Annotated in this window: 13 protein-coding genes; 9 read left to right on the top strand and 4 right to left on the bottom strand. The window is 69.0% G+C overall.

The features are described 5' to 3' along the window. Positions 1 to 250: 250 nt before the first annotated feature. Positions 251 to 2,053 (top strand): proteasome ATPase, encoded by a 1,803-nt coding sequence (gene arc / locus L324_RS36210; RefSeq protein WP_037319683.1) that lies wholly within the window; start codon positions 251 to 253, stop codon positions 2,051 to 2,053. 67 nt (positions 2,054 to 2,120) lie between these two features. On the opposite strand, the gene L324_RS36205 is transcribed toward arc, so the two are convergent. Further along, positions 2,121 to 3,041 (bottom strand): DMT family transporter, encoded by a 921-nt coding sequence (locus L324_RS36205; RefSeq protein WP_037319680.1) that lies wholly within the window; start codon positions 3,039 to 3,041, stop codon positions 2,121 to 2,123. A gap of 142 nt (positions 3,042 to 3,183) precedes the next feature. Between L324_RS36205 and L324_RS36200 the strand changes: the two genes are divergently transcribed. From L324_RS36200 to L324_RS36190, 3 genes are read left to right on the top strand one after another with little or no spacing between them, the layout of a single operon-like run. Beyond that, positions 3,184 to 3,528: a hypothetical protein gene (locus L324_RS36200; protein ID WP_037319678.1), complete on the top strand. Its 345-nt coding sequence runs from the start codon at positions 3,184 to 3,186 to the stop codon at positions 3,526 to 3,528. Then, on the top strand, positions 3,525 to 4,478 hold the full coding sequence (locus L324_RS36195; RefSeq protein ID WP_037319676.1) for an aldo/keto reductase: 954 nt from the start codon (positions 3,525 to 3,527) through the stop codon (positions 4,476 to 4,478). Before L324_RS36200 ends, L324_RS36195 begins: the two co-directional genes overlap by 4 nt. A gap of 54 nt (positions 4,479 to 4,532) precedes the next feature. Further along, complete coding sequence (locus tag L324_RS36190; RefSeq protein WP_037319673.1) at positions 4,533 to 5,138, top strand: hypothetical protein; 606 nt, start codon at positions 4,533 to 4,535, stop codon at positions 5,136 to 5,138. Here the strand turns inward: L324_RS36190 and L324_RS36185 are convergent. Continuing rightward, the gene (locus tag L324_RS36185; RefSeq protein ID WP_037319670.1) at positions 5,135 to 5,653 is read right to left on the bottom strand and encodes an NUDIX hydrolase; all 519 of its coding nucleotides are present in this window, start codon (positions 5,651 to 5,653) and stop codon (positions 5,135 to 5,137) included. The genes L324_RS36190 and L324_RS36185 overlap by 4 nt on opposite strands. A 43-nt stretch (positions 5,654 to 5,696) precedes the next feature. On the opposite strand from L324_RS36185, the gene dop reads away from it, so the two are divergent. The 4 genes from dop to prcA all read left to right on the top strand — a co-directional run bounded on the left by dop (position 5,697) and on the right by prcA (position 9,215). Next, the gene (dop, locus tag L324_RS36180) at positions 5,697 to 7,199 is read left to right on the top strand and encodes a depupylase/deamidase Dop (RefSeq protein ID WP_037319667.1); all 1,503 of its coding nucleotides are present in this window, start codon (positions 5,697 to 5,699) and stop codon (positions 7,197 to 7,199) included. A gap of 97 nt (positions 7,200 to 7,296) precedes the next feature. Then, positions 7,297 to 7,491, top strand: a complete 195-nt coding sequence (locus L324_RS36175) for a ubiquitin-like protein Pup (protein ID WP_037319666.1) — start codon at positions 7,297 to 7,299, stop codon at positions 7,489 to 7,491. 77 nt (positions 7,492 to 7,568) lie between these two features. After that, a complete protein-coding gene (gene prcB, locus L324_RS36170) occupies positions 7,569 to 8,405 on the top strand; it encodes a proteasome subunit beta (protein WP_037319664.1) in 837 nt (278 codons plus the stop codon). Positions 8,406 to 8,456: 51 nt separating this feature from the next. Further along, on the top strand, positions 8,457 to 9,215 hold the full coding sequence (gene prcA / locus L324_RS36165; protein ID WP_037319663.1) for a proteasome subunit alpha: 759 nt from the start codon (positions 8,457 to 8,459) through the stop codon (positions 9,213 to 9,215). A 247-nt stretch (positions 9,216 to 9,462) separates the two neighbouring features. Here prcA and L324_RS36160 read toward each other — a convergent pair whose 3' ends face one another. Then, positions 9,463 to 10,101, bottom strand: a complete 639-nt coding sequence (locus tag L324_RS36160; protein WP_037319661.1) for an RICIN domain-containing protein — start codon at positions 10,099 to 10,101, stop codon at positions 9,463 to 9,465. A 287-nt stretch (positions 10,102 to 10,388) separates the two neighbouring features. On the opposite strand from L324_RS36160, the gene L324_RS36155 reads away from it, so the two are divergent. Beyond that, positions 10,389 to 11,363: an ArsR/SmtB family transcription factor gene (locus L324_RS36155; protein WP_037319660.1), complete on the top strand. Its 975-nt coding sequence runs from the start codon at positions 10,389 to 10,391 to the stop codon at positions 11,361 to 11,363. Here the strand turns inward: L324_RS36155 and L324_RS36150 are convergent. Then, positions 11,360 to 12,838, bottom strand: coding sequence for a bifunctional phosphatase PAP2/diacylglycerol kinase family protein (locus L324_RS36150; RefSeq protein ID WP_037319657.1), 1,479 nt, complete (start codon positions 12,836 to 12,838; stop codon positions 11,360 to 11,362). The two genes, L324_RS36155 and L324_RS36150, sit on opposite strands and share 4 nt — an antisense overlap. Positions 12,839 to 12,956: the final 118 nt, after the last annotated feature.

The raw sequence follows: 12,956 nt of genomic DNA, 5'->3' as shown, positions 1-12,956 counted from the left end.
GCCGAACTGATACCCGAAACCCGTTTGCACCCGTACGGGGCCGGGTATTCCGGCGCAGGTCAGGCCAGGTGGACGGATTGTGACCATGGGAGTGCCGGACCCGGCACCGGGATGGCCCCTTGCGCGGCGCCGACGTACGTGCAGAGGGGTCGTCCAGAACGCGACGCGCCGATCTTGTGATGCGGAAAGGCCTTTTATTGTCGGTGATCGCCGGTACCGTGGAATGAAAAGCACTCCGAGGAGGTGCCCGATGCATCATGACCTTCCCGGAGGTCGGCGCGAGGAGGCCGACCCTTCAGAAACGACCGGAGCTGGAACCACGTCCGAAGAGCAGGCACGTCAGATTCGCTTCCTCGAGGAGGAAGTGGCCCTGCTGCGACGGAAGCTCACCGATTCGCCACGTCAGAACCGAGTGCTGGAGCAGCGACTCGCCGAGGCGTCGGAACGCGTGAGCCAACTCACGGAACGCAACACGAAACTGGTCGAGACGCTCCGCGAGGCGCGTGGCCAGTTGCTCGCGTTGCGAGAGGAGGTCGACAGGCTGGCCCAACCTCCGAGCGGTTACGGCGTGTTCGTGACCGCTTACGAGGACAACACGGTGGACGTGTTCACCGCGGGCCGCAAGATGCGGGTTTCGGTCTCACCCGCGGTCGAGGTCTCGTCGCTGCAGCGCGGACAGGCGTTGCGGCTCAACGAGGCACTCACCGTCGTCGAAGGCGGCGACTTCGAGAAGATCGGCGAGGTCTGCGCACTGCGCGAGGTGCTGGCCCCGGACGTCGAGGGCGGCAGCCCCCGTGCGCTCGTGGTCGGGCACGCGGACGAGGAGCGGGTCGTCCTGCTCTCCGATCCGCTGGCCGAACAGCCCCTCAAGCCGGGCGATTCCCTGCTGGTGGACTCGAAGGCCGGTTACGCCTACGAGCGCGTGCCGAAGGCGGAGGTCGAGGATCTCGTGCTGGAGGAGGTGCCCGACGTCCGCTACGAGGACATCGGTGGCCTCACCCGGCAGATCGAGCAGATCCGCGACGCCGTCGAGCTTCCGTTCCTGCACGCGGATCTCTACCAGGAGTATCAGCTGCGCCCGCCGAAGGGTGTGCTGCTCTACGGTCCTCCTGGTTGCGGTAAGACCCTCATCGCCAAGGCGGTGGCCAACTCGCTCGCCAAGAAGGTCGCGGAAGCCCGCGGCGACAAGGCGGACGGGAAGTCCTACTTCCTGAACATCAAGGGTCCGGAGCTGTTGAACAAGTTCGTCGGGGAGACCGAGCGGCATATCCGCCTGATCTTCCAGCGGGCTCGGGAAAAGGCCTCCGAAGGCACCCCGGTGATCGTGTTCTTCGACGAGATGGACTCGATCTTCCGCACCCGCGGTTCGGGCGTGTCCTCCGATGTGGAGACCACGATCGTCCCGCAGCTGCTCTCGGAGATCGACGGTGTCGAGGGCCTGGAGAACGTCATCGTCATCGGCGCCTCCAACCGCGAGGACATGATCGACCCGGCGATCCTGCGGCCGGGCCGGCTCGACGTCAAGATCAAGATCGAGCGTCCGGACGCCGAAGGCGCGAAGGACATCTTCTCCAAGTACCTGTCCGACGGCCTGCCGATCCACGCGGACGATCTCGCCGAGTTCGGCGGCGATCGCCGGGCGACGTTCGACGCGATGATCCAGCACACCGTCGAGCGGATGTACGAGGAGACGGACGAGAACCGGTTCCTCGAGGTCACCTACGCCAACGGGGACAAGGAGGTCCTGTACTTCCGTGACTTCAACTCGGGCGCGATGATCCAGAACATCGTGGACCGGGCGAAGAAGTCGGCCATCAAGTCGGTGCTGGAGACCCAGCAGCCCGGCCTGCGCGTGCAGCACCTGCTGGACGCGATCGTCGACGAGTTCGCGGAGAACGAGGACCTGCCCAACACCACCAACCCCGACGACTGGGCCCGGATCTCCGGCAAGAAGGGCGAGCGGATCGTCTACATCCGCACGCTCGTCACCGGCAAGAACCAGGACTCCGGGCGGGCGATAGACACCGCCACGAACACCGGTCAGTACCTGTAATACGCACGAAGGGGCCTTTCACCGCATGTCCTGCGGTGAAAGGCCCCTTCGTCGTGTCCGGCGTCCGTCAGCTCCCGACGCCGGCAGGGACGGGCACGGGCTTCTTGCGCGGGCTCAGCCTGCCGTGCGCGGCCAGGATCCCGAGGACGACGAGCAACGCGCCGACAGGCTGGTTCCACGCCAAGGGTTCGTCGAGGACGAGGACCCCCAGCAGCACACCGACGACCGGTGTGAGGTAGGTCACGGCTGACGCGTTAGACGCGCCCCACGCCGCGATGATCGACGCGTTCCAGGCGTAGGCGAGTCCGGTGCCCAGCGCGCCGAGCGCGATCATGCTGAGGACGATCGGCGTGTCGAGGCGCACCGGAGCGGTCGCGATGAACGGCGCGAGCACCAGCATCACCACGGCACCGCAGCAGACCTGGCCGAGCGCGATGGTCGGCGCGTCGAGGTTCCGCCCGGAGATGAACCGCCGGACGTAGACGAACGAGATCCCGTAGCAGGTCGTCGCGCCGAGGCACGCCAGCTGCGCCGTCAGTTCGTGGGAGACGTCGATCCCTTTCCAGACCCCGACGATGGTGAGCACGCCGAGGAAACCGAGGACCAGGCCGGCGGTGCGGGCCTTCGTGAACCGCTCGGAGGGCAGTGCCGCCGCGGCGATGAGCATGGTGATCAGCGGGGTCGTCGCGTTGAAGATGCTGGCGAGCCCGGAGGAGATGTACTGCTCGGCCCAGGAGAACAACAGGAACGGGATGACGCACAGCAGTACGGAGACGACCGCGAGATGGCCCCAGAGCGCCGGATCACGGGGGAGTGGCTTTCGGCGCCAGGCGGCGATCGCGATCAGCGCCACCGCGCCGAGGCAGACGCGGGAGAGCGCCACTTGAGCGGGCGACAGGCCGGTGAGACCGACCTTGATGAACAGAAAACTCGCGCCCCACACGATCGCGAGTGCCGCGAACCGGATCGCGATACCGAAACGTCCCAATTGTCCTTCTCCTGAGTCCTCAATCCCCGGCTCAGTGAATCGGGAATCCACTGTGTACTCCAGCGGTTTTCCGACGATGTGTCCCATCCCTCCGCGTGGCGGTCCTCGTCGATGTGCGTATAACGACCTATACTCACCGGCCGTGAGCGAAACCTCCGGGCGCCCCCGCGCGCCGATCACCGAAGCCGATGTCCTGGCATGGCTGGAGACGACGGCGGCCGCCGTCCAGGCCGGGGAAGTGAGCGCCCCCGAGCTGATCGAACTGCTGGGGGAGTTGCGGCGCGCCTCCGCGGCCTGCGCCGACGCGTCCGACTGGGCCCTGCTCGCCGCCAGGGAAGAGGGCGCCAGTCTCCGCCAGATCGCGCCGGTCTTCGGCAAGGGATACGTTCGGGCCCCGGCCGCCCGCCTCGAAAAGCTCCACCGGCAGGCGCAGAACTCGAGCCAGTGGCTCGCGATCCTCCGCCACAAGAACGAAGGAGCCCGGTGACGGACTCGGAAACCCCTGTCGGCGAACGGATCGCCGTCGGCCTGGCCGCGCTCGGCAGGCCCGCGTACATCAATCTCGGCCGGACCGGGGTGCTGCCGCCCGGACGCGACTTCGAGGCGATGCGCGCGGCGACCCACGCCGTGCTGGACGACGCGTACCGCGCGGGCGTCCGCTGGATCGACGTCGCCCGTTCGTATGGTTCTTCGGAGGAGTTCCTCGCCGGGTGGCTCGCCGACCGCGGCCACCCGGACGTGACGGTGTCGAGTAAATGGGGCTATCGCTACGTGGGCGAGTGGAAGCTCGACGCGGAAGTGCACGAGGTCAAGGAGCACACCGCCGCGCGGTTCGCCGAACAGTGGGCGGAAACCGGTGCCCTGCTGGGGAAAGCGGTGTCGCTCTACCAGGTCCACTCGCTCACCGTGGACAGTCCGTTGTTCGCCGACGAGCGGCTCGTCGGCGCGCTGGCCGGACTCGCGGCCGACGGTGTCCCGGTGGGGTTCTCCACGTCCGGACCGGCGCAGGCCGACGCCATCCGCCGGGCGTTCGAGCTGGAAGTGGCCGGCACACCGGTCTTCAGTGCCGTGCAGTCGACGTGGAACCTGCTCGAACCTTCGGCGGGCCCGGCGCTCGCGGAAGCGCACGCGGCCGGGAAACGGGTGCTGGTCAAGGAAACCGTCGCGAACGGCCGCCTGGTGGTCGAGCCGCCGCCGTCGCTCGACCGGATCGCGCGGGCGCACGGGGTGGGCCCGGACGCGGTGGCGATCGCGGCGGTACTGGCGCGGGACTGGCGGCCGATGGCGGTCATCGGCCCGTCGAGCACGGCGCAGCTCGCGGAGAATCTCGTTGCCACGAAGGCGAAGCTGACCGCGGACGACCTCGCGGAGCTGGCCACGCTCGCCGAAGAACCGGCTGCCTACTGGCGGCACAGGTCCTGCCTCGGCTGGCAGTGAGGCGCTGGTCTAGTCTCGCGGCAAACAACGGGCGGGACACCGGGAGGCTTGAGGGTGCGTCATCGGCAGGTGCTCGCGGTGGCGACGGTCGCGCTGTTCGGTCTGTCGGGATGCGCCGACCGTCCCAACGACCTCGACACCTATTACGACGACCCGGCGCCGACGCCCACGGTCGAACCCACGCGGCCTTCGGTGAAACCGCAGGCCGCGCCCGTGCCGCTGCCCCCGGCCCAGGCCCCGGTCCCCGCGGCCGTTTCCGCGGCGCTGCTGACCGACGACGACGTCGCCGAGGAAGAGGTCGTCCCCGGCGAGAGCAGGATTTCCGGCTGCCTGACCGGTCTCACCCGCGGCCCGAGCCGTTCGGCGGCGTGGTCGTATCCGAGTGGGTCGACGCTGGAGCATCAGGTCACCGAGTACACCGACCGTGACGCCTCGGACGTCGTCACCCAGGCGGACTGCGAGGGCAAGAAGCTCACGCTGGCGAAGCTGTCCGGCGTCGACGCGCAGCGCGCCTGGTGTGCGGGCACCACGTGCACGGTGCTGCTCGCCAAGGGAAAGCTCGTCTCCGCGCTCAGCGTGACCGCCGGGACCGAGGCGCGCGCGACCGACGCGGCCAAGCGGCTGCTGCCGATCGTGGCGCAGCGCCTCCGTTCGGCCTAGTCGGCGGCTCGCCGCCGGAACCACTCCAGCGCACCGAGACGGCCGTCCGGGATGAACCGGCTCTCCGGATCCTCGAGCCACGAACGCAACTCGTCCAGCGTCAGCCACCGTCCTTCCACGACTTCGGACGCCTGATGCACGAAGGGACCGTCCCAGCGCGTTTCGAACGCGAAGTTGTGGCAGCGGATCGTGTCGTCGTCGGTGATATGGACGAAAAGCGGCTTCAGTTCCACCCCGTGAACACCCAGTTCTTCGGCGAGTTCGCGGCGCGCGCACTCCTCCGGGGTCTCGCCCGCCGCGACGATGCCGCCCGCCCAGCAGTCCCAAGTGGAGGGATAGACGTCCTTCGTCGAAGTGCGCAGGTGCACGTAGACGGAGTCTCCGTCACTCGAACGGACCAACACCACGCCCGCCGCGTGCCAGAGCCCTTCCGCGCGCACCCGGGAGCGGGTGGCCGTCCCCACGGCGGTTCCGCCGAGGTCATAGAGCGCAACGAGTTCGTCACTGCCTGACATGGGGGGCATCGTCGCACGGTCCCGACCCCGTAGGGTGGTGGGTATGCGGCGGATCATGGGAACCGAAGTCGAGTACGGCATCGCGGTGCCGGGCGACGCGACGGCGAACCCGGTACTCACCTCGACCCAGGTCGTGCTGGCCTACGCGGCGGCGGCGGACATCCCGCGGGCAAGGCGCGCACGGTGGGACTACGAGGTGGAATCGCCCCTGCGCGACGCCCGTGGGTTCGACCTGACCGGCCCGAGCGGACCGGGACACGATCCCGACGTCGAGGATCTCGGCGCGGCGAACGTGATCCTGACCAACGGCGCGCGGCTGTACGTCGACCACGCTCACCCGGAGTATTCGGCACCCGAGGTGACGAACGCGCGCGACGCGGTCATCTGGGACAAGGCGGGCGAACGGGTCATGGAGGAGGCGGCGCGCAAGGCCGCCACCGTCCCCGGCCAGCCACGTTTGCAGCTGTACAAGAACAACGTGGACGGCAAGGGCGCGAGCTACGGCACGCACGAGAACTACCTGATGCAGCGGTCGACGCCGTTCACCGCGGTGATCGCCGGGCTCACCCCGTTCTTCGCCTCCCGCCAGGTGATCACCGGCTCGGGCCGGGTGGGTGTCGGGCAGCAGAGCGAGGAAGCCGGTTTCCAGCTCTCGCAGCGCTCCGACTACATCGAGGTCGAGGTCGGCCTGGAGACCACGCTCAAACGCGGGATCATCAACACCCGCGACGAACCGCACGCCGACGCGGACAAGTACCGCCGCCTGCACGTCATCATCGGTGACGCGAACCTGGCCGAGTACTCGACGTATCTCAAGGTCGGGACGACGGCGCTGGTGCTGGACCTGATCGAGTCGGGCATCCGGTTCGACGACCTGAAGCTGGACGAGCCGGTGCGGGCGGTGCACCAGATCAGCCACGACCCGACGCTGAAGGCGAAGGTGTCGCTGGCCAACGGGCGGAAGTACACCGGGCTGGACCTGCAGTTCGCCTATCACGAGATCGCGTCGGCGAATCTTGAGCGCACCGGCGCGGACGAGGCGTCCAAGGAGGTCCTGCGGGTCTGGGGCGAGATCCTGGACGCGCTGGCGCGGGACCCCCAGGAATGCGCGGACAGGCTGGACTGGCCGGCGAAGCTGCGGTTGCTCGAGGGCTACCGCGCGCGGGACCAGCTGGCCTGGGGCGCGCCGCGGTTGCGGCTGGTCGACCTGCAGTACTCGGATGTCCGGCTGGACAAGGGCCTGTACAACAGGCTCGTCACCAGGGGCTCGATGAAGCGCTTGGTGACCGAGGAGGAGGTGCTGGAGGCGGTCACGACGCCGCCTTCGGACACCAGGGCCTATTTCCGGGGCCGCACGCTGGAGAAGTACGCCAACTCCATCGCCGCGGCGTCGTGGGATTCGGTCATCTTCGACGTCGGCAGGGAATCGCTGGTGCGGATCCCGACGTTGGAGCCGTTGCGGGGCACGAAGGCCCACGTGGGGAAGTTGCTGGACGACTCCGCGACCGCCGAGGAGCTGGTGGAGGCGCTCACCGGTTCGGACTAGCGGGATTTCCTTTCATCGGGGTTAGGCGATCACGGATCCCACGGAATGTCGGGACCGCTGGGTAGGCTAGGAAACATCGGCCACACCGGGAGGCGAGATGGCTCAGGAAAAGATCGAAAAGCACGGCGGCGGCGACTCGGACGAAGAGTTCGAGGACGGCGGTCCGGCGGGCCAGGAGCGGCGCGAGAAGCTCGGTGAGGACGTCGACACGATCCTCGACGAGATCGACGACGTGCTCGAGGAGAACGCCGAGGACTTCGTCCGCGCGTACGTGCAAAAGGGCGGCGAGTAGCTCGTCTTCCGGCGGCCCCGGGCCGGGGTCGCCTGTGCGGAGCCGGCGGATCACACAGATTGGAACTTTGAGCACGTATGGAACACACCTCGGGTAAGTCGGCGCTGCCCGCCGCGTACTTCTCGTCGGCGACCTCGTCGTTCTCGGACTTCCTCCGGGCGCAGGCGCCCGAGCTGCTCCCGGAACGGCGGGTCGCGGCCGGGGCGGGCGGGCTGGACGCCCCGCACGGGACGACGATCGTCGCGGTCAAGTTCGCGGGCGGGGTGCTGATCGCCGGTGACCGGCGGGCGACGTCGGGCAACCTGATCGCTTCGCGCGACATGGAGAAGGTGCACGTCACCGACGAGTACTCGGCGGTGGGCATCGCGGGCTCGGCCGGGCTCGCGATCGAGATGGTCCGGCTGTACGCGGTCGAACTGGCGCACTACGAGAAGATCGAGGGCGTTTCGCTCTCGCTCGACGGTAAGACGAACAAGCTCGCCGGGCTGGTGAAGTCCAACCTGGAGATGGCGATGGCCGGGCTGGCCGTGCTGCCGTTGTTCGTCGGCTACGACCTCGACGCGGAGGACGCGAAGCACGCCGGCCGGATCGTGTCGTACGACCCGACGGGCGGACGGTACGAGGAGCGCGCGGGGTATCACGCCATCGGTTCGGGCTCGCTGTTCGCGAAGGGTGCGCTGAAGAAGCTTTACGACCCCGACTCGGACGCCGAAGGGGCGATCCGCGTGGCGGTCGAGGCGCTGTACGACGCGGCGGACGACGACAGCGCGACCGGCGGGCCGGATCTGGTGCGCCGGATCTTCCCGACGGTCGTCACGGTCACCGCGGAGCAGGGCGCGGTCGCCGTGCCGGTGGAGCAGACGACCGCGGTGGCCGAGGCCGTCGTGGCCGCGCGGGCCGAGCGCGGGCGCTAGCCGTCTTCCCAGTCCCTTGCCGATGAGAGCCAGAAAGAGCGGAGCACCACAGTGACGATGCCGTTGTACGCCTCTCCCGAGCAGCTGATGCGGGAGCGTTCCGAGATCGCGCGCAAGGGCATCGCGCGCGGCCGGAGCGTGGTCGTGCTCAAGTACCGCGGTGGCGTGCTGTTCGTGGCCGAGAACCCCTCGGCGACGTTGCACAAGGTGTCGGAGATCTACGACCGGATCGGGTTCGCGGCGGTGGGCCGCTACAGCGAGTTCGAGAACCTGCGGGTGGCCGGGATCCGGCACGCGGATCTGAAGGGCTACCAGTACGACCGGCGGGACGTCAGCGCGCGTGCGCTGGCGAACGCGTACGCCGCGACGCTGGGCAGCATCTTCACCGAGCAGCTGAAGCCGTTCGAGGTGGAGGTCTGTGTCGCCGAGGTCGGCGCGACCGCCGCCGAGGACCAGCTGTACCGGTTGACCTACGACGGTTCGATCTTCGATGAGCCGAAGTTCGTCGTGATGGGCGGTCAGGCCGACACGCTCACCACGAAGCTGAAGGAAAGCTACGAGTCCGACATGGACCTGGAGGCGGCGCTCGGTGTCGCGGTGAAGGCGTTGCGCGCCAACACCCCGACGCCCGCGAACGGCGACTCGGACCCGGTGAAGCTCGAGGTCGCCGTTCTGGAACGGGAGCGGCGAGGCCGCAAGTTCCGGCGCGTCGCCGGGGCGGCGCTGGACGCGCTGCTGCCTGCCGAGCCGGAGCCCGAGAAGGACGCGGCCGAGGGCGACAAGCCCGAAGGCGAGTCCAAGAAGGACTGACCCCCGTTCCCGTACATAGTGGACGGGAATGTGCCACGCCTCGTGAGTGGTAATGACGGTTAGAACCGTCATTACCACTCACGAAGCGACCAGGACCGCCTGGCCGCGGTGCCCCGCCCAGCCCCAGTTCCCGCAGCCCTTCCCCACGCCCGGACGCCGTGAAGGCCTCCTTCCCTACGGTCAAAGTAGGGAAGGAGGCCTTCACGGATTTTCAGCCGATCAGTAGCGGCCTGGGCCGCTCATGACCTCAGGCGGGACCGGTGCCCCACCACTGGCTACGGCCACCGGCGATGAAGCTCCACAGCTGGAGCCGCGTGCCGTTGCTGGCCGAGTTGCCCTCCGCGGTCAGGTAGCGGCCGCTGCTCGGGCTCTGGAAACGGACGTAACCCTCGGGGTTGACGGTGCCGCCCCACCACTGGTTCTTGGCACCGGCGATGAAGTCCCACAGCTGGACGATGGTGCCGTTGCCGTTCATCGTGTTGAGGTCCGCGTCCAGGTAGCGGCCGCTGGCCACATTCTGGAAGCGGGTGTAGCCCTCGGGGTTGTCGGTGATGTAGAACGCCTGGTGGTCCGCGTCGAAGTTGCAGTCCCAGAGCTGCATCTTGGTGCCGTTGCGGTTGATGGTGTTCAGGTCGGCGTCCCAGCACTTGTTCGCGTCCAGTCCGGACGGGATCAGGAACATGTCCGCGTCGGCGAGGCCGGCGGCCTGGGTGCGCGCGCCGGTCGACGTGCGCTTGACCGGGATGAGCTTCATGCCGTGGACGGTGACCGTCTTGAACCCGTCGCCGGTGGGCTGCGGGGCCGCGGTGGCGGCGGGCGCGGTGACCAGGGTCAGGACACCCGCCGCGGCGGCGATGATTCCCGCCAGACGCTTCATTTTCGTCATTTTCTTTCCCCTTTGTGGAAAGCGTTTTCTCCCAGTGAGCCGAAGGAGAGCGGCTTGAGTCGCCGGACCGCGACAAAGCGCGGCCCGGTGGGCCCTGCCGATGAATCCCCCTCAGAGAAGGCGCCGCGTAAACCCCCGAGAAGCGGACCTTCTGCGAACATCATTCAGGTCTGAACCACGGCCGTCGAGGAGATTTCCGGCAGCGGCAATAGAGCAGTTCAACCATGTAACGGAATGACGCGGCTCGCGATCACACGGCGAAGACTCTGATCAAGGCGAGGACATCCGTGCGTATCGAGCTGACGTTGCAGGACCTGACGCGCGTCCGGCTCGCGCCCGAAGCCGATCCCTTGGCCGAGCTGGTTTCCAGTCTGCAGGTCCTGCAGCGGCGCGACGCGGGCTCGGCGTTGTTCAACCGTTGGCGGCACCGGGTCAAGCTCGGGCTGGTGGAATCGGCCTCGGTGTTGTTGTGGCTGTGCCGCCCGCACGCGCCGATCCCGGCGTTCCTCGTCCCGGAGGCGGAGGACCGCGGTTTGGAGGCGGGGCTCGCCGCCATCGCCCGGACCGACCCGGTGTGCCTGAAGTCGGCGTTGCGGGACGCCCCGGTCAACCGGGAGCTGCCGGCCTGGGCGGCGGGACTGCCGGACGGCGACACCGCCGGGCTGCCGCGGCTCGTCCAGGCGTTGCAGGACTACTTCGAGCTGTCGCTGGCACCGGGCTGGGAGCCCGCGCGGGCTCAGGTGGACGCGGACCGCGGGATGCGGGCGCAGCTGTTGCTCAACGAAGGCGTGGACGCGGTCCTGACGAGCCTGCGGCCACTGGTGCGCTGGTCGTGCCCGGTCCTGGAGGTCGGCGACGGGATCGTCGGTTCCGGTGGCACGGGCGGGTCCGGCCTCACGATCTCGCCGACGTACTTCGCGGTGTGCCCCGTGATCGTCCCGGCCGCGGGGGAGACGCCGGTCCGGCTGCTGTATCCGTCGGTGCGGCAGGCGGCCCCGTCGACCGGGTACGGCCGCGACGTGCGGAGGTCGCCGGACAGCGCGCTGGCTGATCTGCTCGGGCCGACCAGGGCGGCGGCGCTGGCGGTCCTCGCGGTCGGCTGCAGCACGTCGGAGCTGGCCGCCCGGCTGGGCGTGACGCCGTCGGCGGTCAGCAAGCACACCACCGTGCTGCGGCGCGCGGGGCTGATCACCACCGAACGCGACCGCAACGCCGTACTGCACTCGCTGACCCCGCTGGGCAGCGCGCTGCTGGGTGGCTAGAGCCGGTAAATGGTGAGCGCGCTGGGCCGCGACCGGAAGCGGAAGTCCTTGCCGAGCGGGCCGACCTCGCCGTCGGTGGCGACGCGGCGGTTGCCGTTGAGCAGCCGGACGTGCAGTTCCGGGACGTCGAGCTCCTGGTAGACGTGGCTGGCGTTGAGGCTGTTCGTGAGCGTGGCCAGGATGAACCGTGCCCGCGAGTACGGCAGGTCGGCGCGCAGGTACCGGACGTCGAGCAGGCCGGTGTCGAGTGCCGGGCGGTGCGAAGGCGCGAACCCCTTCGGCGCGTAGGTGCCGTTGCCGACGAACAGCAGCCAGATGCTGGCCTCCTTGCCGTTGAGGGTCACCTCCAGCGGCTTCGCGCGCCGGAGCGTGCGGGCGAGCGCGATCGCCGCGGACGGCCACTTGGGGTGCCGCTTCTGCAGCCTTTCCCGTATCCGCACCATCTCCGGGTACCCGCCGAGACTGGCGGTGTTGACGAAGTAGCGGTGGTCATCGTCGTCGTTGATCTCGACTTCGCCGAGGTCGACGCCGACGGCGTTGCCCGCCTCGGTGGCGGCGTCGGCGTCGGGCATCGAGCGCATGCCGACGTCGCGTGCGAAGTGGTTGAGCGTGCCGGCCGGGATGAGCGCGAGCGGCAGGTCGTGGTCGGCCGCGACGGCGGCCACCGCGGCGACCGTCCCGTCGCCACCCGCGACGCCGAGCGCGCGCACGGTGTTGTCGCGGGCGGCGATCTCGTCGCAGAGCTGGGCGCGCAGGTCCTGTTTGGGGTCCGGGTACAGCAGGGTGGCCTTGGGCCAGGCGAACCGGACGTCCTCGGTCGGGTCGCGGCCGTCGATGCCGGAGTGTGGGTTGACCAGGACCAGCATGTCCTCGCCGTCGCGCATTTCGGGGGCTTCGGCGGTGTGCGCGGTGCGGCCGGGGACATCGGGGTTCAGCGGCCACCAGTGCCGGGTGAGCAGGCCCGCGCCGACGCCGATGCCGATCCCCACGCCGACGTCACTGGGCCAGTGCACGCCGGTGTGGATCCGGGAGTAGGCCACGGCGGCGGCCAGCGGTACCAGGGCGGCGCCGGTTTTGGGGGATTCCATCGCGACGGCCGTGACGAAGGCGGCCGCGGACGCGGAGTGCCCGGACGGGAACGAGGAGGAGGTCGGGCGCCGGACCAGGCGCCGGTGCATCGGCACCTCCTCGGCCGCGGGACGGCGGCGGGGGAACAGCGGCTTGCCGACCAGGTTCGCTGCGGCGCTCGCACCGGCGATGGCGGCGACACCGCGGAGCGCGCCCCGCCGGGTCGGGCCCTTCTTCGTCGCGAGCAGTACGGCGACACACCACCAGAGTTTGGATTTGTCCGCACTTTTCGACAATGCCGTGATCACGTCGTCGGCCCGCGTCCTCGGGAGGGCCGCACTCCGGGCCATCAGGCGCCGGTCGGTCCGCCCGACCTTGCGGAAAGGGCGCTTGAGCTGCTTTAACACGGTTCCACCGCTTCCGGGTCGGGCCGACATGTGCGTGATACCCGATCGGGACTTTCCGCACACCTTTCACCGAACGCAACGTACCGACCGCGTGTCGCCGCCCGAACGGCGCACCTTC

The organism is Amycolatopsis orientalis DSM 40040 = KCTC 9412 (assembly GCF_000478275.1).
In the GTDB taxonomy this organism is placed as follows: Bacteria; Actinomycetota; Actinomycetes; order Mycobacteriales; family Pseudonocardiaceae; genus Amycolatopsis; species Amycolatopsis orientalis.
This window is presented reverse-complemented; position numbering and strand designations above follow the sequence as displayed.

Bases quoted from the DNA above. Each gene is read 5' to 3' on its own strand.
- prcB (WP_037319664.1), top strand. From the start codon at position 7,569: ATGGAACACACCTCGGGTAAGTCGGCGCTGCCCGCCGCGTACTTCTCG.
- L324_RS36185 (WP_037319670.1), bottom strand. From the start codon at position 5,653: ATGTCAGGCAGTGACGAACTCGTTGCGCTCTATGACCTCGGCGGAACC.
- L324_RS36160 (WP_037319661.1), bottom strand. From the start codon at position 10,101: ATGACGAAAATGAAGCGTCTGGCGGGAATCATCGCCGCCGCGGCGGGT.
- arc (WP_037319683.1), top strand. From the start codon at position 251: ATGCATCATGACCTTCCCGGAGGTCGGCGCGAGGAGGCCGACCCTTCA.
- dop (WP_037319667.1), top strand. From the start codon at position 5,697: ATGCGGCGGATCATGGGAACCGAAGTCGAGTACGGCATCGCGGTGCCG.
- L324_RS36175 (WP_037319666.1), top strand. From the start codon at position 7,297: ATGGCTCAGGAAAAGATCGAAAAGCACGGCGGCGGCGACTCGGACGAA.